At 54.3% G+C, this 25945-nt stretch carries 19 protein-coding genes and 1 tRNA gene; 11 read left to right on the top strand and 9 right to left on the bottom strand.

Features of this window, described 5'->3' with window-relative positions:
• Positions 1 to 4: 4 nt before the first annotated feature.
• The 10 genes from ihfA (at position 5) to EY643_RS06770 (ending at position 11927) form a co-directional block, all read left to right on the top strand.
• Positions 5 to 313, top strand: a complete 309-nt coding sequence (ihfA, locus tag EY643_RS06725) for an integration host factor subunit alpha (protein ID WP_152661475.1) — start codon at positions 5 to 7, stop codon at positions 311 to 313.
• Positions 288 to 650 carry a MerR family transcriptional regulator gene (locus EY643_RS06730; RefSeq protein ID WP_152661476.1) on the top strand — a complete coding sequence of 121 codons (363 nt, stop codon included), beginning with the start codon at positions 288 to 290 and terminating at the stop codon, positions 648 to 650. The genes ihfA and EY643_RS06730 overlap by 26 nt, the downstream gene beginning before the upstream one ends.
• A gap of 58 nt (positions 651 to 708) precedes the next feature.
• Positions 709 to 785, top strand: a tRNA-Pro gene (locus EY643_RS06735).
• Positions 786 to 1340: 555 nt separating this feature from the next.
• A complete protein-coding gene (locus EY643_RS06740; protein WP_205743167.1) occupies positions 1341 to 3836 on the top strand; it encodes a TonB-dependent receptor in 2496 nt (831 codons plus the stop codon).
• 254 nt (positions 3837 to 4090) lie between these two features.
• Positions 4091 to 6325, top strand: a complete 2235-nt coding sequence (locus tag EY643_RS06745) for a DUF3604 domain-containing protein (protein ID WP_152661478.1) — start codon at positions 4091 to 4093, stop codon at positions 6323 to 6325.
• Positions 6271 to 7716 (top strand): NAD-dependent malic enzyme, encoded by a 1446-nt coding sequence (locus EY643_RS06750; RefSeq protein ID WP_240732846.1) that lies wholly within the window; start codon positions 6271 to 6273, stop codon positions 7714 to 7716. Before EY643_RS06745 ends, EY643_RS06750 begins: the two co-directional genes overlap by 55 nt.
• Positions 7717 to 7748: 32 nt before the next feature.
• A complete protein-coding gene (locus EY643_RS06755; RefSeq protein ID WP_152661479.1) occupies positions 7749 to 8720 on the top strand; it encodes an NAD(P)H-dependent flavin oxidoreductase in 972 nt (323 codons plus the stop codon).
• A gap of 17 nt (positions 8721 to 8737) precedes the next feature.
• Positions 8738 to 9136: a nuclear transport factor 2 family protein gene (locus EY643_RS06760; RefSeq protein ID WP_152661480.1), complete on the top strand. Its 399-nt coding sequence runs from the start codon at positions 8738 to 8740 to the stop codon at positions 9134 to 9136.
• Positions 9137 to 9269: 133 nt separating this feature from the next.
• A complete protein-coding gene (locus tag EY643_RS06765; RefSeq protein ID WP_152661481.1) occupies positions 9270 to 10034 on the top strand; it encodes an enoyl-CoA hydratase-related protein in 765 nt (254 codons plus the stop codon).
• Positions 10035 to 10082: 48 nt separating this feature from the next.
• Positions 10083 to 11927 (top strand): DUF3604 domain-containing protein, encoded by a 1845-nt coding sequence (locus EY643_RS06770; RefSeq protein ID WP_152661482.1) that lies wholly within the window; start codon positions 10083 to 10085, stop codon positions 11925 to 11927.
• 40 nt (positions 11928 to 11967) lie between these two features.
• On the opposite strand, the gene EY643_RS06775 is transcribed toward EY643_RS06770, so the two are convergent.
• The 9 genes from EY643_RS06775 to EY643_RS06815 form a co-directional block, all read right to left on the bottom strand.
• The gene (locus EY643_RS06775) at positions 11968 to 13185 is read right to left on the bottom strand and encodes an acyl-CoA dehydrogenase family protein (RefSeq protein ID WP_152661483.1); all 1218 of its coding nucleotides are present in this window, start codon (positions 13183 to 13185) and stop codon (positions 11968 to 11970) included.
• Between the two features lie 10 nt (positions 13186 to 13195).
• Positions 13196 to 14311 carry an acyl-CoA dehydrogenase family protein gene (locus tag EY643_RS06780; RefSeq protein ID WP_152661484.1) on the bottom strand — a complete coding sequence of 372 codons (1116 nt, stop codon included), beginning with the start codon at positions 14309 to 14311 and terminating at the stop codon, positions 13196 to 13198.
• A gap of 167 nt (positions 14312 to 14478) precedes the next feature.
• Positions 14479 to 15717 carry an acetyl-CoA C-acetyltransferase gene (locus EY643_RS06785; RefSeq protein WP_152661485.1) on the bottom strand — a complete coding sequence of 413 codons (1239 nt, stop codon included), beginning with the start codon at positions 15715 to 15717 and terminating at the stop codon, positions 14479 to 14481.
• Between the two features lie 59 nt (positions 15718 to 15776).
• Positions 15777 to 16820, bottom strand: coding sequence for a phosphotransferase family protein (locus EY643_RS06790; RefSeq protein WP_205743168.1), 1044 nt, complete (start codon positions 16818 to 16820; stop codon positions 15777 to 15779).
• A 127-nt stretch (positions 16821 to 16947) separates the two neighbouring features.
• On the bottom strand, positions 16948 to 18297 hold the full coding sequence (locus EY643_RS06795; RefSeq protein WP_152661486.1) for a short-chain fatty acid transporter: 1350 nt from the start codon (positions 18295 to 18297) through the stop codon (positions 16948 to 16950).
• 125 nt (positions 18298 to 18422) lie between these two features.
• The gene (locus EY643_RS06800) at positions 18423 to 19646 is read right to left on the bottom strand and encodes an acyl-CoA dehydrogenase family protein (protein ID WP_152661487.1); all 1224 of its coding nucleotides are present in this window, start codon (positions 19644 to 19646) and stop codon (positions 18423 to 18425) included.
• Positions 19647 to 19707: 61 nt separating this feature from the next.
• Positions 19708 to 20883 (bottom strand): iron-containing alcohol dehydrogenase, encoded by a 1176-nt coding sequence (locus EY643_RS06805; protein WP_152661488.1) that lies wholly within the window; start codon positions 20881 to 20883, stop codon positions 19708 to 19710.
• Positions 20884 to 20894: 11 nt separating this feature from the next.
• Entirely contained in the window at positions 20895 to 22499 is a 1605-nt protein-coding gene (locus EY643_RS06810) for an acetate--CoA ligase (protein WP_152661489.1), read from the bottom strand.
• A gap of 167 nt (positions 22500 to 22666) precedes the next feature.
• On the bottom strand, positions 22667 to 24703 hold the full coding sequence (locus EY643_RS06815) for an oxidoreductase (RefSeq protein WP_152661490.1): 2037 nt from the start codon (positions 24701 to 24703) through the stop codon (positions 22667 to 22669).
• Between the two features lie 93 nt (positions 24704 to 24796).
• Between EY643_RS06815 and EY643_RS06820 the strand changes: the two genes are divergently transcribed.
• Complete coding sequence (locus EY643_RS06820; protein WP_170287306.1) at positions 24797 to 25894, top strand: NAD(P)/FAD-dependent oxidoreductase; 1098 nt, start codon at positions 24797 to 24799, stop codon at positions 25892 to 25894.
• The last annotated feature ends 51 nt before the right edge of the window (positions 25895 to 25945 follow it).

The raw sequence follows: 25945 nt of genomic DNA on the forward strand, positions 1-25945 counted from the left end.
GAACGTGACTGCGCTGACAAAATCTGAGATGGCCGAACGCCTGTTTGAAGAGCTTGGGCTCAACAAACGCGAAGCCAAAGAGATTGTTGAGCTCTTCTTCGAGGAGATCCGTGGCTGCCTCGAAAACAACGAACAGGTGAAGTTGTCGGGTTTTGGCAACTTCGACCTGCGCGACAAGAGCCAGCGCCCCGGACGCAATCCCAAAACCGGCGAGGAGATTCCCATCTCTGCTCGCCGTGTTGTTACCTTCCGCCCTGGGCAAAAGCTAAAAGCCCGAGTAGAAGAATATGTTGGAACCGAGCCACAACAATGAACTTCCCGCAATTCCGGGCAAACGCTACTTCACGATCGGTGAGGTAAGCGAGCTCTGCGCGGTTAAGCCCCATGTGCTGCGCTATTGGGAGCAAGAATTTCCCCAGCTGAAACCTGTCAAGCGCCGCGGCAACCGCCGTTATTATCAGCGCGAGGACGTCCTTACCATTCGCCAGATTCGCAGCCTGTTGTACGACCAGGGCTACACCATTGGCGGTGCTCGCCAGCGTATGACCGACGAAGATGAAGGCGCCGCAAACCCTGCCATCGAAGCAGTCATTCAGGAAACAATTGAGGAGCTGGAAGAGCTGCTCAAAACCCTGTCGCCCAGTAAATAACTATTTGTAAGCAGGGTGGTTTTCAGTATAATGCCGCCCTCGCAAACATTGCGATTTTCGGGGCGTAGCGCAGTCTGGTAGCGCACCACACTGGGGGTGTGGTGGTCGTAGGTTCAAATCCTGCCGTCCCGACCAAATTTTCGGTTTATATAAGAAGGGCTTACTTTGTAAGCCTTTTTTTGTTGTGGCCAGCCTGGGTCGGCACGGTGTTTTCCGGCCCGGCGTATTCATTTATCAATCACTTCTCGACTGCTCTCAGATTGGCAGCATCTTGCTGTTGAAAGTCTGGCGTATTCTGTATTTCCCAATGCCTCTGTCAGAGGATATGCCTGGAGACTGGAGGCATTTCTCGATCTGAAATTGTCTTTGTTTCGCCTCATACAATCTGATCCCCAAACTTTCCTGATGACTGATCAAGAGCTTTGTAATACATCATATCTATAGATCGACGGCTGGAAATAAAATTAGCAAGCCCGGCGAATTGGGCTGGGAATCAAGGCACTCGGCAGTTGCAGTGGGTTAGGGGGATCACAGTTTCATTGATAGCTTGGCCAAAAATACTAACCGGCATCGGATGCAAGCATTAAAGGGCGATTCTCCATATGAGGAAAATCCACTTGCACTCTCATCTTATTGTATTACAATTTAACAAGTTGCATGTTTTATAAGTCTAATAATTGGAGACGTCAGATGCATTACTCTCGCTCAAAACTAGCTACCGCTATCACCGGCCTCGTGCTCGCTTCGGTAATTGCTCCCAGTCACGCCCAACAACTGGAAGAAGTAGTTGTAACCGCGCAGAAAAGGAGTGAAAGCGTACAAGATGTACCTATCGCCATCACCGCTTTGTCTGGAGAGCAGATCACGAAAACCGGCGCAGTGGACTTCGAGTCACTGTCAGATTCATTGCCCAACGTTGAAATTGCCAAGGCTCCGGGCATTAAGGCGATTGGCATCCGTGGTATCGCTAGTGGCGCAGGCAATACGGGCTTCGAACAATCTGTGGGTCTGTATGTAGATGGCATCTACGCTTCGCGGGTCGAGCTATTCCAGGAACCCTTTATGGACATTGAGCGCCTGGAAGTGCTGAAAGGCCCACAAGGGGTGCTTTTCGGTAAGAATAGTATCGCTGGCGCTCTGGCATCACATTCAGCCAGGCCCACCGATACGTTTGAAGCCAGTATCTCCGCCACTTACGAATTTGAATACGACGGCTATGAGGTGACCGGTATAGTGTCCGGCCCCCTCACTGATAATCTTTTTGGACGACTGGCTGTGCGAGACCAATCGCAGGGTGCATACGTAGATAACGGATCCACGGGACCTGACGCAGGTGAGGACGAATCAACAACGATTCGCGGGTCTTTCATCTGGAACCCGTCTGAAGAGACGGAAGTCTACCTGAAAGTTGAAACCGCTGATTATGAGGCAACTGGCTACCCCTGGGAAACTGTTGCAGATGATGCTCCCGGCTCTACGGCGTGGGCTCTTGACACATTCGGCCCGGGAACTGTGAATGGCGAGGTGCTAGGTGCAGTACAGGGCATTCGAGCAGCTATACCCATTCCTGGTGTGACCGTTGCGGATCCACATCCCGTAGTAGACACAGTACCAATCCCAGGAGCGGATTTCTCATTAGGCGGCCTGCTCGGCATTTTAACTAGTCGGGAAGATCAATACTTTGGTTCTAGAGCAGGTGGTGATGATTTCGTTGAAGACGGCAAGCAATTTCTCAATGCAAATACCTATACCGACCACAGTTCTGACAATGTCACCTTGCAGCTGACGCACTACATGGGTGAATTCGAGTTGGTCTACCTCGGTGGCTACGGCCAATTTGAGCGCGAGTCAAATAACGACAACGACTTCTCTGCGGTGGACACCCTCACCACCTTTAACGACAGGGATTTTGACCAGACCAGCCATGAAATACGATTGGTTTCACCCCAGGGTGAAACCATCGACTATATCGTGGGCGCTTATTACCTGGATCGCACGTTCGAGATTTTTGATTCCAACAGACTCTTTGGTTCTACGGCCCAATATGCAGAGACGGAGTTTTATCAGAATTTCTCTTGGGGTGGTCAGGGAAATTATAAAGAGGACGCGGAATCTCTAGCGTTTTTTGCACAGGTCACCTGGAATATCACCGATACTCTCAGAGCCTCTTTCGGTGGCCGCTATTCGGAAGAAGAGAAGACCGCAAGGAATTCATCTGAAGGGCGGACTGTGCTTGGTTCTAGCGAACTATTGGAGGACGCAGACCCCGTTAGAGCTGACTATCTCGCCACTAACTTCGGCTCAGGTGTTTATGATTATAGCGATACGATAAATGAGTACGCGTTTGATCCTTCCGTTGTTGTTCAGTGGGACTTCAATGATTCTTCCATGGCCTACGTGAGTTGGACCCAGGCCACAAAAGCTGGCGGCTTCGACGCAAATACGGGAGAGGGTGATGAGGGCAATTTTACATTCGAACCTGAAGAAGCTGAGAGCATTGAAATCGGTGTGAAAACGGAATTCTATGATGGAAGAGCTCGTTTAAACGCGGCCATCTTTTTCACCGATTTCTCGGATCTTCAGGTCAGCGCATTTGACCCCAATGCGGGCACAGTTGGCGCCTTTGTTACTACGAACGCCGCTGAGGCAACTACCGACGGTGTCGAGATAGATGGTCTGTTCGCTGTATCCGAGAACCTGACCCTCGGTGGCAGCGTGGCGTTTTTGGAGGCGGAATACGATGAGTATGAGGCGGCCTGCCCGAACAGTGCCCCGGCTGCAGCCGCACTTGACTGTTTCACTAACTCAGGCGGCGCCCTTGTACAGGACCTGAGCGGGGTCCGACTGGCACAAGCACCTGAGTGGTCGGGTAACTTGTTTGCAGACTATTCAATCCCTGTTGGCGAACTGTACCTGGGGTTTAGGGCAGATGTGATCTATAAAGATGAAGTAAACCTGGACTATTCTCAGGACTACAACCTCTTTGTGGATGACTACTGGAAAATTAATCTCCTCGCGACCCTGGATTCAGCTGATGATGACTGGTCTCTGGCCCTGGGCGTGTTTAACCTGGAAGACGAGCAGCCGGTAACCTTTGGCGGACAAGCCTTCGGGGTAGACGGGCTCTATTGGAAAAACATCACTCGTGGTCGTGAAATCAAAGCAACTGCAACATACAGGTTCTAGTAAGTTTCAGAGTAGACAATTCAATTCCAGCCTAGCTCACGTTTGGCAAGGCTGGAATTGATTCACCATCTCAACTTCTGACAGGTCAGAAGTCACACCTCTCCGAGCATAGAATGTTCGCCACCGTCCCCACTGTTCTCGCAGTCGTTCTGAAATGAGGGCTCGAATCATTAAGAAAAACCTGGAAACTTTTCGAAAGATGATCAGTTGGTTCAGGGTATTATTGTCATTGTCCCTGCCTGGAGCGATCTGATATGAACCTTAGAGTTGTTTTAGCCACTCTGCTTGTCCCTATATGTGCGGCCCTTGTGTTTCTGTGGCTGGCGGCCACCGGCTACCTGGGCCGTGAGGCGGGTACGGGAACCCACGCCGACATACCGGTTCCCGCAGATGAGGTGGCTTTGAGAAACCGGCGCCAGGCACCCGTTCGGCCAAGCCATACCGATAGCCAGATACTGTTCGGCGATTTTCATGTGCACACTACCCTGTCTGGCGATGCCGCCAGTATGAGCATGCCGTTGTTGGGTGGGGAAGGGAGCCGGCCTCCCGGGGCTGCCTGTGACTTCGCCCGCTACTGCTCTGCGCTGGATTTCTGGTCGGTGAACGATCACGCAGAGCAACTGACACCGCGCCTGTGGCGAGAGACGGCGGAGGCTATACGCAGCTGCAATGCGGTTAATTCGGATCCGGAAAACCCGGATACGGTCGCCTTCCTGGGATGGGAGTGGAGCCAGATGGGGGATACGCCGCAAAACCACTACGGCCATCGCAATGTAATATTTGCCAGTACTGAAGACCACGAACTACCAGCGCGGCCCATCGCATCGCGGGCGCCTGCGGGCATTGAATTCGGAGAGTTGCCCAAACTCACTCGCGCGATCGGTTTTTTGTTGGCACCCGATCGACATGTGCTGGATCTCAGCAACTATTTTGAAGAGGTCAGTGCCGCGCACAGTGATGTCTGTGCCGATGGTATTCCAGTTCGCGACCTGCCGCTCGATTGCCTGGAGGAGGCCGCTACACCGGGTGAGCTTTTTGCCAAGCTGGATGACTGGGGGCACGACTCTCTGGTGATTCCCCATGGCACTACCTGGGGTAACTATACGCCGCCCCTGTCGTCCTGGGAGAAGCAACTGGGGCCAGTGGGTCACAATCCGGCCAGGCAAACGCTGGTTGAAGTGTATTCCGGCCATGGCACAGGCGAAGTCTATCGTCCCTGGCGCGCGATCACGATGGGGGAGAACGGAGAGCTCGAGTGCCCCCAGCCCACAGCGGAATACCTTCCTTCCTGCTGGCGGGCCGGAGAGATCATTCGCAACCGCTGTCTCACCGAAGGTGAAGGCCAACAAGAGTGCGACGCTCGCGCTGTACTTACCCGGCAGCTTTATCTGGAGCGAGGTATGGCGGGACACCTTGTTGTACCGGGCGCACAGGTCGAAGATTGGCTGGATGCCGGGCAGTGTGAGGACTGTTTCCTGCCGTCGTTCAATTATCGGCCCATGGGGTCGCTACAATATATGCTCGCTCTCAGCGGTTTCGAAGAGGGCAGACCGCCTAGGCGCTTCCGTTTTGGTGTGATCGGCTCCAGTGATAACCATTCGGCGCGCCCAGGCACCGGCTACAAGGAGATCAACCGGCGGGGGATGACCGATGCGGTTGGATTGAAAAAGGGCTGGTTTAACCGAGCCAGGCCGCAGCCTGGCCCGGCAATGCCAGATCCGGTTGATATCAGTACGCTCGATATTGTCGCCCGGGCGGAACAGGATCGGATCAATTCGTTTATGAGCAGTGGCGGACTGGTGGCTGTACATGCCGGCGGGCGTGCGCGTGAAGATATTTGGGATGCGGTAGAGCGCAAGCGGGTTTACGGTACCAGTGGCGACAGAATCCTGCTCTGGTTTGATGCGGAGCGTGGGGGAGAGCACTACCCTATGGGTTCAGAAATGAGGGCGGAAAAAAGTCCCCAGTTTACTGTGAAGGCGGTAGGCGCGTGGGAGCAGAACCCGGGCTGCCCGGAATCCAGCAGGCTGGGCCTTGGGGCTGATCGTCTGTCGGCCCTGTGTCGCAACGAGTGTTACAACCCATCAGAGACGCGCAAACTTATTGAGCGACTGGAGGTGGTAAAGGTAACTCCCCAGATCGAACCTGGCGAGCCGGTTGAGCCATTGATACAGGACCCATGGCTGGTCCACGAGTGCCCGGCAGATCAATTGGGTTGCAGCTTTAGCTTTAGTGATCCTGAATATAGTGCCGGGGCGCGGGATGCCGTTTATTATGTAAGGGCTATACAAGCCGTTTCAGATGCGATCAACGGCGACAACCTGCGCTGTGAATATGACGATGAAGGGCAGTGTATTGCGGTCAAGCCTTGTCACGGGAACGAAGCTCTCACCGAGTATGAAGATGACTGTCTGGCGCCAGTGTATGAGCGCGCGTGGTCATCACCAATATTTGTCGATTACAAAGCGGAATCAGGAAGGCCCCTATGAGTGAAATATCCACCAGCGCCAGCAACTCGATTATTCTGAGATTACGTATTCAGAATATACCGGGCATTCTTGCCAGTGTTGTTGCTGAAATAGGCAAAGCCGGAGGCAATATTGGAGCGATCGATATCGTCCAGTATGAGCAGGAGTGCGTCGTTCGTGACGTCACGGTGGAAACAACGGGCTCTGAACAGATCGATTCAATTGAAAAGAAACTGTCTGGGCTGGAGGGCATTGAGGTCTTGCATGTCTCCGACCGGGTTTTTGTGATGCACCTGGGCGGCAAGATTGAGGTGACAAGTAAAGCACCCCTGAAGTCACGTGATGACCTTTCCATGGCATATACGCCCGGGGTGGCCAGAGTGTGCCAGGCCATTCACAACGATGTCAGGAAAGCGCATAACCTGACCATCAAGAAGAACACCGTGGCTATCGTCAGCGATGGAACGGCAGTGCTGGGGCTGGGCGATATCGGACCAGAAGCGGCTATGCCGGTGATGGAAGGCAAAGCCATGCTTTTCAAGGAGTTTGGTGGTGTGGATGGTTTCCCCATCTGCCTGGACACAAAAGACACTGAAGAGATCATTCGAACCGTCAAAGCTATTGCTCCCGGATTCGGCGGTGTCAACCTGGAAGATATATCAGCACCCCGTTGTTTCGAAATTGAGCAGCGTCTGATTCAGGAGCTGGATATTCCGGTTTTTCACGACGACCAGCATGGTACGGCTGTGGTGATGATTGCCGGGCTTATCAATGCGCTGAAGGTAGTCGACAAGTCCCCGGCCGAAATAAAGGCAGTTGTCGCAGGGGTAGGGGCAGCTGGCACCGCCTGCACGCGAATGATGTTGGATCTCGGCATTAAGAATATCATTGGTCTGGATAGGGCGGGAGTGCTACATGCTGGACGCACGGATCTGAATTCGGCCAAGCAGGCCTATTGCGAAATGACCAACCCAGAGAACATCATTGGTGGCATGGAAGAGGCCATTGAGGGCGCAGACCTGTTCGTGGGGCTTTCGGGGCCGGGTATTTTAACCGTGGCGCATGTGAAGACAATGGCCGATAAGCCTATTGTTTTCGCAATGAGTAACCCGGAGCCAGAAATAATGCCCGAACTCGCCTGGCCGCATGTTGCTGTTATGGCCACAGGCCGCAGTGATTACCCCAACCAGCTAAACAATGTTCTGTGTTTTCCGGGACTGTTCCGCGGGGCGCTCGATGCCAGTGCGACTGATATCACGGAAGAAATGAAGATGGCAGCTGCACGGGCGATTGCAGAAACCATTGCTGAGGAAAAAATATCTTCGGACTACATCATACCGAGCGTATTCGATAAGAATGTTGCCCCCAATGTGGCAGAGGCCGTCAAGAAGGCTTTCTACGAATCCGTATAACTTGAGCTGAATTTTTTGAGGAGACAGTATTAGTGGCTTTGCCAGACGTATTAAAACAAAATTTGCGACTGCCTTTGGTAGCTTCGCCCATGTTTATTGTGTCTACCAGGGAGCTGGTAGTTGAGCAGTGTAAAGCCGGCATAGTGGGCTCATTCCCTTCGCTAAACGCACGCACCGTTGACGAATTTGAGCAGTGGTTGCAATACATTGTTGCCGAGCTGGCCGCTTATGATGCTGAGAATCCCGATGCACCTTCAGCGCCCTATGCTGTGAATATGATGGTTCACAAAACCAATCCTCGCGTAGAAGAGGATTTGGCGCTGTGTGTGAAATACAAGGTGCCGATAGTTATTACGTCTCTGGGTGCGCGGGAGGATGTCAACGAAGCCGTGCATAGCTACGGCGGGATTACATTACATGATGTCATCAACAACAGGTTTGCCAGGAAGGCTATTCAAAAAGGTGCCGATGGCATCATTGCCGTAGCCACAGGTGCTGGTGGGCATGCGGGTACGATTTCCCCGTTTGCGTTGGTGCAGGAAATTCGCGAATGGTTTGATGGCCCTCTCTTGCTCAGCGGCTGTATGTCCACCGGGCCTGCAATCCTTGGGGCGTTAGCGATGGGAGCTGATTTGGCCTATATGGGCTCAGCGTTCATTGCTACCGAAGAAGCGAATGCAGTTGATGATTACAAGCAGATGGTCATCGATAGCGGCGCTGACGATATCTTGTACACCAGTGCTTTTTCAGGCGTTCACGGCAATTATTTGCGCCCATCCATCGTTGCGTCCGGGTTAGATCCGGAGGCCTTGGGTAATGGTGATGCTTCCCAGCTGGCGAAGCTGAGCGATCAGGGAAAGGAAGTGAAGGCCTGGAAGAATATCTGGGGAGCAGGGCAGGGCATTGGTCCGGTCAAGAATATTGTCAAGGCTGGTGACCTGGTCGCCACATTAGCGGCTGAGTTTGAGCAGGCCAGGCAATCGCTGCAATCCAAAACGGGCTAAATTGAGAGGGTTGTAGAATGAGTCAGAATCCGAGTTTTATTGATACCTGGCATGACTATGTAAAAAGTGGCGATTCCCAGCAGTTGAGAGATCTCATTCATGATGATGCGATCTTTTGGTCTCCGGTTGTGCATACCCCTCAAAAGGGAAAGGAGATTGTTTGCCAGTATCTGCAGGCTGCGGGCAAGGTTTTGGGTGACGACAACTTTGCCTATGTTCGTGAAATCGTAGGTGAGCGTGACGCAGTATTGGAATTTACCAATGAGGTTGATGGCATTACGGTTAATGGCGTGGATATGATTCGCTGGAATGATGACGGGAAAATTGTTGATTTCAAGGTAATGCTAAGACCCTTAAAGGCGATACAAATTATCCACCAACAAATGGGTGCCGCGCTGGCCAGTAATGACGGTTAAAAGACCTGGGGGCATGCATTCCCCGTGGCATTCGTAGAGCGCACCGAGGATTGAGAACAGTGTAGCCATTGTTACAGGTGCCGCTAGCAGAATGGTACCGCGAAAACGAACAGTACTATCTTGAGAAATAAATATGGCTGACATAGAAGTTAAACACCGGGGCGCAATTACCTGGGTGTTCTTGAATCGGCCTGAAGCTCTCAATGCGTTAACGCCCGATATGCACTACGCACTGCAAGATGTCTTTGACGCCTATGCAAAGGATGACAAGCAACGAATATGCGTCATTACCGGTGCTGGCGAAAAGGCATTTTGTGCCGGCTCGGACCTCAAAGCCTTCGGTGGCTCTTATCCCCCCGATGGCTATGCAGGGCTGATAGAGCGCTTTGATTTGACCAAGCCAGTTATCGCTGCGGTCAACGGCTTTGCTCTGGGCGGCGGGTTCGAAATAGCACTGGCATCAGACATTGTTATTGCTACCGAAAATGCCCGGTTTGGTCTGCCAGAGCCTCTTATCGGTGCGGTAGCCCTTGGCGGCGGCATTCACCGGTTGGTGAGAGAAGTTGGCAACAAACAGGCTATGGGCTTGTTACTCACGGGAAGGCAGATTGACGCAGAGGAATCGTATCGCCTTGGGCTGGTGAATGAAATTGTCCCGGCCGAGGAGCTCGAGCAGGCAGTAAACCGTTGGTGTGAGGAGATTTTGCGCTGCGCGCCATTATCGATTGATGCAACAAAGCAGTGTGTCACTTTAGGTTTGGCAGAACCCAGCCTTGAAGCCGCGATGAAAAACCAGAATAAGTATCCAGCGTTCGCCCGCTGGGAGAGCAGTGAGGACTGGGAGGAGGGCCGCAAAGCCTTCGCTGAGAAACGCTCTGCCAAATGGAGAGGCCGCTAACAAGGCGCTGGCCAACTCGCGATATCGGTTAAGAAATAGGAACATAATATGAATAGTTCTGGATTCGCTCGATTCTCCGCGATTGCAGCGCTGGTACTGCCATCGTTGGCTCTCGCAATACCGCCACTGGTGCTCGCAGATAGCTACTCTCCCTACCCGGCACAGAAATTCCCGCGTCAGGTCTATTGGGGGGATACCCATCTGCACACAGCCTTGTCTGGAGATTCAATTTCTACCGGCAATCGTCTGATGCCGGAAGACGCCTATCGCTTTGCCCGGGGCGAGACAGTGACCACTACCACCGGAGTGCAAGCCCGTCTTAGTCGGCCACTGGACTTTGTCGTGGTGGCGGACCACTCGGAATATCTGGGTGTAATTGCAGACCTTGTAAGCGGTGCTCGCACGGCCGAGAACGAGTTTGAGAAACGTTGGCTGCAGGGTATACGTGAACGCAAAGTGAGGGAGCTTACGCGCGAATATCACAGCTATCTGAATACCAATGCGCCCTGGCGGCCCGATGAAAAACAGGAGCGCTCGGCATGGGAGCGCAGCGTATATTATGCAGAAAAAAACAATATACCGGGCCAGTTAACAGCGTTCATTGGCTATGAATGGTCTACGACATTAGGTGATCAACACATGCACCGCAATGTGATTTTCCGGGATGGCGCAGACCGCACGAAGAAGATTGTTCCCTTCTCAAGTCTGGATTCTACCAATCCAGAGGACCTTTGGGATTTTCTAGCAAGCTACGAAAGCAGTACTGGCGGCCGAGTACTCGCTATCCCTCATAACCCGAACTTGAGTATAGGCGGGGCTTTTCCTTCAGATGCGAAGGTACTCACACCGGAGTATGTAGCCAAGAAAAGACGCTTTGAGCCTCTAGTTGAGGTGACGCAAACTAAGGGTGATTCAGAAACACATCCCGTGCTAAGTGCGGATGATGCTTTCGCTGACTTTGAAAGACACTCTGTGCCGGGGCCAGAACTTTCTGTTGAGAAAGAGCGGGCGTTGCGCAAAAAAGAGTACGCTCGAAGTGCACTACAAACAGGTCTCAAGGCCGAAAAACGTGTCGGCGAAAATCCTTATGGCTTTGGCATGATTGGAAGTACGGATTCGCATATTGCCATTTCGGGCGTAGAAGAAAACAGCTTTTTTGGCAGCTTTACTCTCCTGGAGCCACCAATGCGCGCCAAAGGTGGCCCAATGGCTGCACGTTTTGCGAGCACTAGTGCGGCGGGCTATGCAGCGGTCTGGGCTACCGAAAATACCCGAGAGGCTATTTTTGACGCGATGATTCGTAAAGAGACTTACGCCTCCACAGGGCCGCGCATGACAGTACGCTTTTTTGCGGGGTGGGAGTTTGAGACGGCGCACGGTGTTAGTCCGGATGTTGCTGCTGTGGGTTACGCGTTAGGCGTCCCCATGGGAGGAGAGTTGCACAAGTCTGTCAATGTTGCTGCGCCATCGTTCCTGGTCTCCGCCAGCAAAGATCCGCTGGGTGCCAACCTGGACAGGATACAGATTATCAAGGGCTGGCTGGATGCCGATGGCAGTACCCGTGAGAAGGTCTACGATGTAGCCCTGTCCGATGCACGCCAGGTTGGCAGTGATGGCAGCGGGGTATCACCGGTGGGCTCAACAGTTGATGTCGACTCCGCCACCTATACCAACGCTATTGGCGATTCCCAACTCGCCACGGTGTGGCGGGATCCTGATTTTGACGCGTCCCAGCCAGCATTCTACTACGCCAGGGTACTGGAAATCCCCACTCCCCGCTGGACTACTTACGACACAGTGCGTCTAGGCACAGATTTACCGAAGCATGTTCCGGCTGAGATACAGGAGCGCGCGTACACATCTCCGATCTGGTATAGCACGGAGGAAGATTAGAAGGCTTTGGTCATGCTTTATATTCGGCTATAGAACTTGCCTACGCGCCCGTTGGTACATCAGAAAACGCCATACCCTTGTCCATTCTCGGTTCCTGGGGCAGCTGAAGTACCCGCTCTGCAATGATATTCGCCATGATCTCATCGGTGCCGCCTGCGATCCGCAAGCCCGGAATGCCCATGTAGGTCTGTTGGAAAAGCTGGCTTACAAACTCGTCTTTTGCCTCGTCCCATTCAACACCCTGTTGCTCAAGCAGGTCGATGGCAAATGCAGCCATGTCCTGTGTTTTTCGAGCGCCTACCAGTTTGCCGATTGAGTTCTCGGGGCCCGGAAGGTCGCCTTTTGACAAGGCTGACAAGCTGCGCTGCGCAGTGAACTTCAGACCCGCTTCCTCTACATACCAAGAGGCGAGCTTGGCGCGCACGGCCGAGTCTTCGATGGCCGGTTTTCCATTGATAGTGACGCGTTGTGCCAGCGCCTTCAGCGAATCGAAGTTTACGGCGCTATTGCCGGATCCGATATTCGCGCGTTCGTTCATCAGGGTCGTCAAGGAAACCTGCCAGCCCTGCCCAACCTCACCCAGTCGCTGGCTGTCAGGAATACGAACGTTAGTGAAATAGACTTCGTTGAATTCAGATGTGCCTGAGATCTGCTTGATGGGCTTAATCTCTATGCCCGCACTTTTCATGTCGACGTAGAAATATGTCAGGCCCTTGTGTTTTGCAACAGTAGGATCGGTGCGTAAAACCAGAATACCCCAGTCGGAATAGTGTGCGCCTGAAGTCCAGATCTTCTGCCCATTAACAATCCAGTCGTCGCCATCAGGTTCTGCCTTGGTTCTCAAGGCTGCAAGATCCGAACCCCCAGCGGGTTCGCTGAACAACTGGCACCAAATTTTTGCACCGCTGGCGAGGTCCGGTAGGAACCGTTCCTTGTCCGCATCATTGGCCCAGGTCATCAGGGTAGGGCCGGCCATACCTTGCCCAATATGCAGATATTGGTGTGCGTTGGGTGTGTCCAACTTAGCTTCTTCCTGCTGGAAAATGACATGCTGCATTTCCGTGGCGTCACGGCCGCCATAGACTTTCGGCCAGCGAATACAAGCCCAGCCGGCATCGGCTTTTTTCTTCTGCCAAAACATTCCCCGTTGAAACTCATCCAGGCCAGCGAGCTCCTCCTCAGTGGGGTTGTTGGAGATTAGCCAATCACGCGCTTCGGCTCTAAATGCTGCTTCTTCTTTACTGTCTTCAAAGTCCATTCAGTACTTCCTATGCCGCTGCTATATCAGACGCGTTGATCAATTTATCCTGCCAGGATCGTTCGCTACCCACCGCAATTGCAAGAGCCTTGGAGCGACGGTAAAAGAACTGGCAATCGAACTCCCAGGTGTAGCCCATGCCGCCGTGCGTCTGGATGTTTTCTTTGGATGCGTAGTAGTAGGCCTGACTACTGCCAATTCTGGCGGTTGCCGCGGCGAGTGGCAGCTCTTTCGCATTGGTGCTCAAGGCCCACGCGCCGTAATAGGCGTTCGAGCGTGCCAGCGTATTTTTGACGAACATCTCAGCCAGTTTATGCTTGATGGCCTGAAAAGAGCCGATCGGCCGACCAAAGGCATAGCGTTCCAACGAATAGTTGCGAGCCATTTCAAGGCTGCTTTCGGCGCCGCCCAACTGCTCCCAGGCATAAAGCACTGCCGCACGATCCAGCACCTGTTGCAGTATTTCCCAACCGTTGCCGTCTTCACCCAGCAGTTCACAATGGGCGTTCTCAAAACTGATATCTGCGTAGTTCAAACTCGGATCGATAGTTTTGATCGTGTTGGTGGTCACCCTGTCACTTTCGGTGGAGACCAGGTACATCGATGTACCGTTGCCTTGCAAACTCTGGCCGAGCACGCAGATCACAGATGCGATGTCTCCGCCCGGGACGGCGCGTTTGACACCACTGAGTGACCCATTGCTAACGGTGGTGTTGATTTTTTCTGGGCGGGCTTCACCGGGGCCTTCCGAGTAGGCCAGCGTTCCAATAACTTCACCAGCCGCCAATTTTGGAAGCCACTCCAGCTTTTGTGCTTCTGATCCAACGCTAAGAATCGCTTCTGTCGCCAGGTACACGGAGCTCGCGAAGGGCAGGGGGGCGCAGGCGCGGCCTAGCTCCTCGGCGATTAAAGCCAACTCAAAGTATGAGAGGCCTATCCCGCCATATTCTTCCGGAATCGTGGTTGCGGTCCAGCCCAGTTCAGCGATCTGCTTCCACAGGTCTTGCGCATAGAGTTCATTACCTTCCAATACTCGTCGAACGACGGAGGTTTGGCAGTTGGTATTGAGAAAGCCCCGTGCCTGATCTCGCACTAATTGTTGTTCTTCGTTAAATTCGAAATTCATAGTGATTTAGTGCCTACCGAATCGTTGATAAAAGTCTGCCAATTCCAGATTAAAGTTGTCGGCTTCAATAAATTCCTCATCGCTAACTAATTTTATTCGTCTCATCTTGCCTATCCACTTTGTGCTTGCCGAGGGCGACTGGTGTCCACAATTTGGCGCCCTGAGTTCTATACGCGCTCAATAATGATCGCGGGCGCCATACCTCCCGCAGCGCACATGGTCACCAGGCCGCGCTTCAGGTTACGACGTTCAAGTTCATCCAGAAGGGTACCAACCAGGATTGAACCGGTGGCGCCAATTGGATGACCCAGCGCCATAGCGCCGCCGTTAACGTTCACTTTTTCGCGGTCCAGATCCAGGTCGCGAATGAACTTCTCCGCGACCACTGCAAAGGCTTCATTGATTTCCCACAGGTCGATGTCGTCAACTGTGAGGCCAGCTTTAGCGAGAACTTTTTTCGCTGCTGGCACTGGTGCGTTCAGCATCAGCGTTGGCGAGTCACCCATGTTAGCCATGGCAACGATTTTCGCGCGTGGTTTCCAGCCTTGCTTTTCGGCATATTCGGGTGATGCCAGCAGCAGTGCCGCGGCACCATCGACAACACCTGAAGAGTTACCTGCATGGTGCACATTCACCACGTCTAAATCCGGGTAGACTTGCGCAACCAGGCCGCGGAAGCTTGTACCGGCTTCATCCAGCGGCATGTCCATGAATCTTACAAAGGAAGGGTTTAGCTCGCTTAAGGACTCCGCCGTTGTACCCGGGCGGGGGAACTCTTCTTTATCAAGCGCAAGACTACCATCGTCGTTGTATACGGGTACCAGGCTCTTGTCGAAGTGGCCATTGGCGATGGCGTTTGCGGCGCGCGCCTGGCTCTCGGCCGCAAGCGCATCAAGCGCTTCGCGGGGAATGCCTTCCAGCGTCGCGATGGCATCGGCGCAAACACCCTGGTGAGGTTGCGGGTGTAAATCGCGCAAATGCAGGTTTCCCTTGTCCAAAAATGGCGATGCTGGCGGTGTGTCGGGCTTACCTGCCGCTGACATCATTTCACAACCGCCAGCAATCACGACATCTTCCATACCGGCCATAATGGAGGCAGCGGCAATATTGACTGTGGTAATGCCTGAACCACAAAACCTGTCCAGCGTTACAGCACTGGAGCGGATATCGTAACCGGCGTCCAGAGCGCTCATACGGCCTATGTCGCCAGCGGCATCGCCTACCTGTGCGTTGCAGCCCCAGATAATGTCGTCAACATCGGCGGTGTTCAAATCATTCCGCTCTGCCAGTGCGCGCAAAACAGTAGCGCCCAGGCGCTGTGGGTGTATATGGGTCAATGCCCCCTTGCCGTATTTGCCGCCACCGCGTGGGGTTCTGCATGCGTCTATAATATAGGCTTCTGTCATAGCTGAATTCTCTTTAACTTTTTTGCTAGTAGTGGGCAATACCTTTCCGGCTTATTCCGTCAGGCCTCTCTCATCAGTCGAAGTGCTCTATCGATCAGCCTGAGTGACGAGGCGTGTAGCCGTTCCGCCACATCCTTGGGAGCCTTGCCTGCGCAGTACCGGGCGTAGGTTCCCTCCAGGATGATTGCCAATTTGAAACACCCCACCACGCCATACCATGAGATGTGGCTGAGATCGCGGTGTGAGTGCTCGCCGTAATGTTTGATGAGTTCTTCGATAGTGGGGTAGGCGCCCCATTCGGCTCCTTCTAACAATAAGGTCTGGGTGCCATCAGCATCGGGCCAGGTGGCGATAATCCAGCCGAGGTCGATCAGGGGATCACCAATGGTGGCGAGCTCCCAGTCAATCAAAGCAGCCACTTCGGCACTGTCGAGGCTGAACATCACATTGGCAATGTGCGCATCCCCGTGCAGTACGCCGGGGTCGAAAGAGGAGGGGCAATTATCATCGAGCCACTTGGCGATAGCGCTGATACTATTGGCCTCGCCGAGACCCGGCCATTCTTCATAGATTTTGTAGCGTTCCAACTGGTCAAGCCAGCGGGGTGCCTGTCTTGTAAGGTAGCCGTCTATTTTGCCGAAGCCTTCCAGGCCTACGGCCTTGTAATCTATCTCTCCAAGCGCCGTGAGCGCTTCCATATGTGACAGCCCCATCCGGTGCTGAACACTCTCGCTTGACTTGTGCAGGTCCGGCAGGCCATTGAGCATGTTGAAGCCTTTGACAGGTTCCATCAGGTAGAAACTGGCACCCAGCACCTCGGTGTCGTCACAGGAGGCGATAAAGCCCGGGTGGGGCACATCGGAACCGGACAGGGCGGCAAGCACCGTTGCCTCTCGCTGCATCGTTTTGTTGGAGTATTTGCGAACGTGGATTGGTGGACGGCGTAGTACATAGGAACGGCCGGCCCTGTCGAACTGCATCAGTATATTTTGAGTGCCACCGGTGAGCAGGTTGGTGTTAGTGATTGCCCCGTTGCCAAGTTGCTGGGTGTCCATCCATTCGGTTAATGCGTCGAGGTCTACTAATTCGGTAACGGTGTTCACTAACCCTACTCCTGGATTGCAACCTGGTGGTTGGGCAATACGTGTGCGCTAGCCACTCAAGTTTATTGTATTACAATAATACTCCACAAGTGCACAATGTAAAGTTTTTGTTCCGAATAGAAAGCCGCTAGCCTGCGCCCATCAGCAGAAGTCCCGTGATAAAAATTGCGCCCGTAACAAAGAAGATCATCACGGTATATCCCATGATTTGTCGCAGCTGCAGGCCGGCAATCGCGAGTAGGGGAATGGTCCAGAAGGGCTGGACCATATTGGTCCATTGGTCGCCGTACGCAATTGCGAGGACAATCACAGAGTGATCTACTTGTAATTGGTTTGCCGCCTCGATAAAGATCGGGCCCTGCACGGCCCACTGACCGCCGCCGGAGGGGATGAACATGTTTACCAGACCTGCGGACAGGAATGCGCCGACACTGAGTGTTTCTGCGGTGGTTACAGACGCAAACCAGTCTGAAATCACTGTCACCAGGCCTGTGGCGATCATCATGCCGAGTATCCCTGCGTAGAAGGGATATTGCAGAATGATAGGCCCTACGGTGGAGCTTGCGTTTTCGATCAAACGTACATAGTGCAGCGGTGAGCGGGCCAGCAAGAGCCCGGCGCCGACGAATGACCAGTTGACGATATCCAGGGTGAGGTAAAAGCCCTTTTGGTAAAAGCTGTATGCGATATAGGCCACCAGCGCCAACCCCAGGGCTGAAGACAGTGATCGCATATTTTCCAGGCGCTGAGCGGGTGTTTCCGGTATGACGGTCGGTACATCCAGTGTTTCTGATTCTTCCAGGAGGGCGGGGTCAATTTCCAGGATCTCCTCTTCCGACGGGCGCATCATGGGGCAGAGCACAGCAACCGCTACCAGGGTGACCAGCGCGAGAAAGCCGTTCTGGATTGTGAAGATTGTCTCGGTAATTGGCAGGATGCCCATTTCAGCTTCCAGCGAGTGCCCCGGGGTAGCTACAAACAGTGCGGCGGAGGCGGAGTACCCCATATGCCAGACAACGAAGCCCCCGTAGGCGGAGGCAACCAGCAAAGGATAGTGGACGCGAATACCCCGCTTGCTGCACTGGATGGCAACTTGCCTGGCGATAGTGGCTCCGGCCACCAGGCCGAGGGACCAGGCTATCAGCGAGCCTACGCCAGCTGTCAGGGCCACCAGGGCGTATGCAGCGTTGGCGCTGCGCGGCAGGGAGCCCACAGCGGCGAGGAATCTTTGTACACGGTCGGTATGTGCAAGGGCATGGGCGCCTAACAGCGTGATGCTCAACTGCGCGGTAAAGGCTAGCAATTTTGGCAGGCCGTCTCCCCAGGACTGCAGGGCACTGGCGGGTGTGGCATCGGTAGCGATGAGAGCCAGAACAAATGTCAGTAGTGACATAAGAACAGCGAATACAAAAGGATCCGGGTAGTACCGCTCTACAAGCGTGGTGAAGGGTCTGATCAGCCAGCTGGGGATTTTCATTATTATGGTCTCAACAAAAAAAAGGCGTCTTGCGACGCCCAGGGCGCGAATATTCAACTCAGAAATACTACCACTGTGCTGAGACGTTCGCGCTTCGCCGACTGTGTGCTAAGGACTCTCCAGTATTAAGAGTCCGTATAGCGATTGATGATGATTTTGCCCAACGCCATCTGGTGAACCTGATCGGGACCGTCAGCCTGGCGACACCAACGAGCATAGTTGAAGCCCTCGGCCATGCAGAAATCTTCGGTCAGGCCGCCGGCGCCGTGGATCTGCATGCAGCGGTCAATCAGGTTCTGAATCAGCAGTGGCACGGTAGTCTTGCTGGCGGCAATCAGATCGATAGCGCCCTTGGGGCCGACCTCGTCCATTCTGCTACAGGTCTTCAATACCAGCAGGCGGGCCATTTCCAGCTCCGAATAGCACTTCGAAATATCTTCACGCACGCTCTGGTGCTGGCTCAGTGTCCGGCCAAAGGTCGTGCGTGTTGCGGCGCGTTCACAGGCCAACTCAAGCGAGCGCTGGCCTATGCCGATCAGGCGCATACAGTGGTGAATACGGCCTGGGCCCAGGCGCCCCTGGGCAATCTCGAAACCACGCCCTTCACCCAGTAATACGTTTTCTAAAGGAACGCGGACATTGTTGAAATGAACCTCAGCGTGACCCAGGGGAGCATCGTCGTAGCCCAGAGTGGTCAGTGGGCGGACAATATCCACGCCAGCAGTATCTTTCGGTACCAGTACCTGGGTTTGCTGCTTGTGGCGATTCTCGTTATCCGGGTCAGATTTTCCCATTACGATAAAGATAGCGGTGCGCTCATACATGGCGTTGGTGATGAACCATTTTTTCCCATTGAGCACCCACTCATTGCCTTCTTGAATAATGCTGAGCTCAACATTGGTCGCATCCGAGCATGCCACCTGGGGTTCGGTCATCAGGTAACTGGAGCGAATGTCACCGTTTAGAAGTGGTGTTAACCATTGCTCCTGCTGTTGTTCATTGCCGTACTTCATGAAGACTTCCATGTTTCCGGTATCCGGCGCGTTGCAGTTAAACACTTCTGGCGCCCAGATCACTCGGCCCATGATCTCTGCCAGTGGGGCATATTCAAAGTTGGTCAATCCATCGTGATCAACAAACTCTGAAAGGCTGGGGGGAACAAACAAATTCCAAAGTCCGGCGGCTTTGGCTTTCTCCTTCAGCTCATCCATGAGTGGGACTGGTGCCCAGCGGTTTGCCGTTGTGTGCATATATTCGGCATAAGCTTTCTCGTTCGGGTAGATGTGTTCATCCATAAAGTTGAGAAGCTGTTGTTGCAACTGCTGGGATTTTTCGCTGAATTCGATCACGCGGTCTCTCCTGAGATTTCTGTGCTGATTGTTGTATTGCTGTGTTGGGCTGGCTGTGCGCTCAGGTTTCCCAGGCCATTTCGAGTATCTCCATGATCTGGCTGGTTTCGGTAATTTCTCGAGGGTTGTTCCGCACGAAGTAGCTCGGCAGGGCCGCGGTGGCCATCTGCTCGAATTGTTCCTTCCTGACACCTGCTGCTTTTAGGCTGTCGGGCAGCCCCAGTCGCCTTACCAGAGCGAGAACTGCGTCTGCCGCGCTGCTTTCTGGTTTACCCAGTGCTTCGGCAATCCATCCATCGCGTTCACCGGACACTTCAGCGTTGTAGCGAAGTACAGCAGGTAGCATGACGCAGGAGCAGATACCGTGCTGTACACCGGCTACGGCACCCACCTGATGGCCGATACCATGGCTGGCACCGTAAGGCGCGCGCATCAAGCCAATGGTGGCGCCCCATACCGCGAATTGGCATTCCTGGATAGCTTCCAGGCTCATGGCTTGTTGATCCCCGACTTGCAGGGAGCGGCCAAACAGCCGTAGCGCATGCAGCGCCGGTCCATCGGTATAAGGTGTGGCGCCAACGGATAACACTGTTTCCACTGCGTGATCCACTGCGCGCATGGCGGTGGCTACCCAAAGGTCATTTGGTGTGAGCCGGCACAGCTCGGCATCATAGATGATGCTGTCGGAACACATCTGCGGGTGAGTGTAGATATCCTTGATATTGCGCTGGGTATCCACTGCGCCGCCAATGGTGCCAAATTCTGCTCCGGACAAGGTCGTCGGTATTGCTACCTGGCGGAGTAGGGCATCTGGCTGGAAAGGGGCAACCTGCTCGCCCGCTTCGTTGACGGTGACGCGCAGTGCCGCTATTTCTTCTGTGCTCTTTGCACCTGCCGCATTGGCCAGGGTTGCCACCTTGACGGTATCGATTACGCTGCCGCCACCGATGGAAACAATGAGGTCGGGGCTCTCCTGGGCCACTACATGACGTAGCTGCAGAATACTATCGAGTGGGGCGTGAGGCTTTATGTCATCGTAAACGTCCAGCAAACGTTCGCCCAGATGCTCCTTCAGGCTCTCTGTGGCCCCCAGTCGTCGGTTGATTGAGGGTGAGGAAACGACAAGGACCCGGCTGGCGTTTCGGCGCTCCGCCTCTGTTGCAGCAGCCATTCCGGCTTCCTGCCCGAAAACCACGCGCTGTTGATCGAGGAAAGAGTATTCGCCGCTTTTTATCATTGTCAGACTCCTTATGTCTCGTCTTTTGCGCGCAGTACGTTTCTGCGAATTTTGCCTGTCACTGTCTTGGGCAGGTCGGCGGCGAAGGCTATACGGCGGGGATATTTGTAGGGTGCGGTAGACGCTTTCACGTGGTTTTGAAGCTCAGCGGTGAGTGCATCGTTACCAGTGAAGCCGTCTTTGAGAACGATCCAGGCTTTGACTAGTTCGCCGCGCTCCTCATCTGGAATACCCACCACTGCGCACTCCCTGACAGCGGGGTGGCCGCTCAGGGCGTTTTCAACTTCCTGAGGGCCGATTCGATAGCCGGATGAGTTAATGATGTCGTCGGCGCGGCCGGTGAAGAAAACATAACCTTCGCTGTCTATTTCCACATTGTCGCCGGTGGCGAACCATTCCCTGCCCTGAATTGTGACCTGGGTAGAGGCTGTTCGCTCAGGGTCTTGCCAGTAGCCCAGCATCACTTGTGGGTTGGGCAGCCCGATCAGGAGTTCGCCAGTTGCGCCGCGTGATTGCGCCTCGTCGTCGCCGGTGCGCACGGCACACTCCACGCCGGGAAGAGGGCGGCCCATTGAACCAGCTTTCACTTCACGGCCAGGGCGGTTGGTAATCGTCATCAGTGTCTCGGTCTGGCCGTAGCCATCGAGCACATAAGTTCCGGTCAGTGCTTTCCAGCGTGTCAGGATTTCCGGGTTTACAGACTCACCGGCAGATACCGTCTGGCGCAGCGTTGACAGGTCGTACTGCGATGCATCCTCGAGTACCAGTTGGCGCAGTTCTGTGGCGGCTGCGCAGAAACAAGTGATCTGGTGGCGAGAAAGCAGGTCGAAGCGCTTGGCGGGTTCGAAAGGTCCATCGTAGAACAGCACAGCAGTGCCGCGGCTCCAGGGTCCGAACAGAATGCTGGTGCCGGCCTTGGACCAACCTGTATCCGCCGTGCACCAGATACGATCCCCGGGCCCCAGGTCCAGCCAGTGCTCGGCGGAGTTCTTCCAGGCCCACAAAGCCCGGGAGGCGTGGGTGACACCCTTGGGATTGCCGGTCGATCCTGAGGTGTAATACATGATGGCGGGGTCGTCTATGCCCACCGTTGCGGCTTCGAAGCTCTCAGGTAGTGCGTCGGCCTCGCTGAGCCCGACCCAGCCGGTGGGCGCTTCACCCACGCATATGCGTGTTTGGAGGCTGTCTATGGTGTCAAATTTGGGACACTCAGGCGCAATGGTGATGATGCCCTTGGCGCCGGCGTGCTCGGCACGGTAGGCGAGATCCTTGGTGGTTAACATGGTAATGCAGGGAATGGGGATGGCGCCCATCCGCAATACGGCGGTCATAGCAATCTGCCACTGGGGAATCCGGGGTAGCATGACAATCACCCGGTCTCCCTGTTGGATCCCCTGGTTTACCAGCAGGTTGGCCAGCTGGCAGGAGAGCCTGGAAACCTGGGCATAGGTGAAGCTCTGCTGGTCCCCGGCAGCGTTTTCCGCAAGTAGTGCCAACTTGCTGGGGTCTGCCGCCCAGCGGTCAACCACGTCGGAAGCAAAGTTAAACGCCTCTGGCATTTGCCAGCGAAATTCGGCGTCAATTTGGTCGTCAGGTGTATTGTCTTTATCGTTCATCTTGCGGATGCGGCCGGTAATTGTTGCTGATACCCCGGCAATGTAATATTGTTATACATATTATGCAAGGGCGATCGCGAGCTTAGGAGCACCTGATGATAGCAAAGAAGATTACTATTGTTGGCGGCGGTCACGCCGGCATTGAGCTGGCATAGACGAGTCCTGGATCAGACGGAAGCTGCCAACCTGACACCCTGGTCGATTGCTCGTTTGGCATCGATTTCTACCGCAAGCTCCGCACCGCCTATCAGGTGCACATCATCGCGTTGTTCATTTAGCACGTTGTAAAGTGCATTGTCTGATTCCTGGCCGGCGCAGATAACAACCGAGTCCACCTCCAGCACGCTAGCCTGGTCCTGGGAAAGAATATGCAGGCCCTGGTCATCGATACGTGTGTATTGAACACCTGCCATCATTGTTACGTCTTTGCGCTGCAGGCTGATTTTGTGGGCCCATCCGGTGGTAGTACCGAGGCCTCTTCCCGGCGAGGTATCTTTCCGTTGCAGTAGATAGATCTCCCGGCCACTGGTTTCCACCCGCGGCACAACGCCCTGTATTCCTCCACGGGGGTGATTGTTAAAATCGATACCCCATTCACGAGCAAACACCTCCACATCGAGGCTGGCCGATACACCTGCGTGGGCCAGAAGCTCAGCGACATCAAAGCCGATGCCACCGGCTCCGATAATCGCCACGCGCTTGCCGATACGTTCAGGATGCAAAATCGCTTCCCTGTAATTAAACACCATGGGGTGGTCAATGCCGTCAATTTGGGGTGTGCGCGGCTTGATTCCGGTAGCGATGACCACTTCATCCCACGCTTCCAAGTCCTGGGCATTGGCCCGGGTATTCAGACGTAGATCGATATTGTGCAGCTCGATCTGGCGATTGTAGTAGCGAATTGTCTCGTGGAATTCTTCTTTGCCGGGAATGATCTTGGCCAGGTTGAAGTGGCCGCCAATTTCTCCTGAGGATTCGAACAAGGTCACCTTGTGGCCACGCTCAGCGGCAGTGATTGCGAAAGACAGGCCGGCCGGGCCCGCACCCACCACCGCGATATTCTTAATAGGGTTTGCTGGCGGAAGGTTGATTTCAGTTTCATTGGAGGCGCGCGGGTTCACCAGGCAAGTTGCCAGTTTACCCTCGAAAGTATGATCCAGGCAGGCCTGGTTACAGCCGATGCAGGTGTTGATTTCGTCCTCGCGACCACTGCGTGTCTTGTTGACAAACTCCGGGTCGGCGAGATGCGAGCGTCCCATGGAGACTATATCTGCCCAGCCTTTTTTCAGTACGTCTTCGGCGGTGGCCGGCGTATTAACACGATTGCTGGTAATCAATGGAATGCTCAGTTCCTTGCGCAGGCGGCCTGTTACGCTGGCAAACGCAGCGCGGGGTACCCGCGTGGCAATCGTCGGTACTCGGGCTTCATGCCAGGTAAAGTGGGTGCTGATGATGGTGGCTCCGGCTTGTTCGATCTCCTTGGCCAACGTAACGACTTCATCCCAACTGCTGCCGTCCTCCATCAGTTCCATCGCGGCAATTCGGTAGACGAGGATGAATTCTTCGCCTACGGCCTCGCGCACACGTTTAATGACCTCAATGGCCAGGCGCATACGATTTTCGTAACTGCCACCCCACTGATCGGAGCGTTTGTTGGTTTTTTCCAGCAAAAATGTACTGATCAGGTACCCGGCTGACCCAATAATCTCGACGCCGTCGTAGCCGGCCTGCTGCGCGAGCTTGGCGCAGTTGGCGAAATCGGAAATAGTACGCTCGATATCCTCTTCGGTCATCGCCCTGGGTTTGATGGGGTTGATGCGGGACCGAATGCCCGAGGGCGATACCGCATCTGGATTAGCGGCTATCGCACCAGGGTGCAGTATTTGCATACATATCTTGCAATCGGACGCGGCAGCTTTAACCGCTTCGGTTACCTTGCGATGTAGTGGGACATTGTCTTCCCGATACAGCATTGCGCTGTCGTACGCTGGGTTATTGCTCTCCGGGTTGGGGGATATGCCGCCTGTCATTATCATGCCTACGCCGCCACTGGCGCGTTCGGCAAAGTAAGCGGCCAGTTTCTGATAGCCCTCGTCACCGAAATCTTCGTGACCGGTATGCATGGACCCCATCATGATGCGATTTTTTAGGCGGGTAAATCCCAAGTCCAGGGGGTTGAAAATGTTCGGGTAGGGTTGGGTCATGGTCGGTTTCATTTGAGCAGTTGCTGATTTTACATTAATGTAATATTGTTATACATAACATGCAAGAGCGATTGCGGATTTGAGGAGCACGTGGTGAGCACAAAGAAAATTATTATCGTGGGTGGCGGCCACGCCGGAATTGAACTGGCAAAGCGTCTGGATAACCACGCGCAAGTAACGTTAATCGATGGCAAGGACAGCTTCGTACATACACCTGCTGCCATTCGCGCCGTCACGGATCCTGCGCTATTGGACCAATTGATTATTCCCTACAGTAATCTACTCAAGGAAGGCGAGGTAGTGCAGGGGTGGGTGGAGAGCATAGACTCCGATGGTGTTGTGTTGAGTGATGGCCGTAAGCTCGACTCGGATATCACTGTGGTTGCTACTGGATCCACCTACGCATCGCCTTTCAAGCATACGAGTGCCGGGCTCGATGATTTCCGCGCCGCAAACAGGCAGGCCGCCGCTTCCCTGGTTGAAGCCGGGACGATTGCCATTGTAGGGGCGGGTCCCGTGGGGGCAGAGCTGGCGGGTGAAATCGCCGAGGCCTACCCGGACAAGGAGGTGCACCTGATCACCGACGAGGCCTCCCTGTTTCCCTCGTATACTTCGGGCCTTGCGAAAAAACTACAGGCGGACTATTCCGCGTTGGGTGTGCATGTCCATACCGGCAAACTGGTCAGCAATCTCAAGAGTCTCAGCGAACCCTACGCGGGTGTTGTCGAACTGCCCGGGGGCGAGAGTATTGAAGCGGACCTGGTGTTCCCGGTAATTGGGGCCCGGCCACAGTCTGCATTGCTTGAATCTGTAGACGGCGTTAAAACTGCCGCAGACGGCCGCGTGGAGCACGACGGATGGATGCGCCCGAGTAAGTTTCGCTCCAGTCTGTTCGCTGTTGGTGATGTGCTGGCATCGGGTGACGCCATGACCATAGTCGGCATCTCTCGTCAGCTACCCTGGCTGGAAAAAACGATCAAGGCCGTGCTGGCGGGCAAGTCGGTAGAATCGATGAAGCCCTATTCACCCTGGCCGCTGGCTCCGATTATTCTCCCGCTGGGCCCCAGTCTGGGTGCTACCGTACTGCCGTTTGGCAAGAAAGGGATGGCCGTGGGCCACTGGCTGACGGCCAAGATAAAAGGCAAGGACCTCTTTATTGGCAAATATCGTAAGCAGTTGGGACAGGATTAACGCGTCTCAGAGGGCGATGGAGAGTTGAAAACGAATCGCTCAGCCTGTCAA

The sequence above is a fragment of the Halioglobus maricola genome (genome assembly GCF_009388985.1).
GTDB lineage: Bacteria > Pseudomonadota > Gammaproteobacteria > Pseudomonadales > Halieaceae > Halioglobus > Halioglobus maricola.

What these genes read in the sequence shown, in the direction of transcription:
- EY643_RS06730 (WP_152661476.1), top strand. Translation starts at nt 288, where the DNA reads ATGTTGGAACCGAGCCACAACAATGAACTTCCCGCAATTCCGGGCAAA.
- EY643_RS06740 (WP_205743167.1), top strand. Translation starts at nt 1,341, where the DNA reads ATGCATTACTCTCGCTCAAAACTAGCTACCGCTATCACCGGCCTCGTG.
- EY643_RS06745 (WP_152661478.1), top strand. Translation starts at nt 4,091, where the DNA reads ATGAACCTTAGAGTTGTTTTAGCCACTCTGCTTGTCCCTATATGTGCG.
- EY643_RS06760 (WP_152661480.1), top strand. Translation starts at nt 8,738, where the DNA reads ATGAGTCAGAATCCGAGTTTTATTGATACCTGGCATGACTATGTAAAA.
- EY643_RS06765 (WP_152661481.1), top strand. Translation starts at nt 9,270, where the DNA reads ATGGCTGACATAGAAGTTAAACACCGGGGCGCAATTACCTGGGTGTTC.
- EY643_RS06770 (WP_152661482.1), top strand. Translation starts at nt 10,083, where the DNA reads ATGAATAGTTCTGGATTCGCTCGATTCTCCGCGATTGCAGCGCTGGTA.
- EY643_RS06775 (WP_152661483.1), bottom strand. Translation starts at nt 13,185, where the DNA reads ATGGACTTTGAAGACAGTAAAGAAGAAGCAGCATTTAGAGCCGAAGCG.
- EY643_RS06780 (WP_152661484.1), bottom strand. Translation starts at nt 14,311, where the DNA reads ATGAATTTCGAATTTAACGAAGAACAACAATTAGTGCGAGATCAGGCA.
- EY643_RS06785 (WP_152661485.1), bottom strand. Translation starts at nt 15,717, where the DNA reads ATGACAGAAGCCTATATTATAGACGCATGCAGAACCCCACGCGGTGGC.
- EY643_RS06795 (WP_152661486.1), bottom strand. Translation starts at nt 18,297, where the DNA reads ATGAAAATCCCCAGCTGGCTGATCAGACCCTTCACCACGCTTGTAGAG.
- EY643_RS06805 (WP_152661488.1), bottom strand. Translation starts at nt 20,883, where the DNA reads ATGATAAAAAGCGGCGAATACTCTTTCCTCGATCAACAGCGCGTGGTT.
- EY643_RS06810 (WP_152661489.1), bottom strand. Translation starts at nt 22,499, where the DNA reads ATGAACGATAAAGACAATACACCTGACGACCAAATTGACGCCGAATTT.
- EY643_RS06815 (WP_152661490.1), bottom strand. Translation starts at nt 24,703, where the DNA reads ATGACCCAACCCTACCCGAACATTTTCAACCCCCTGGACTTGGGATTT.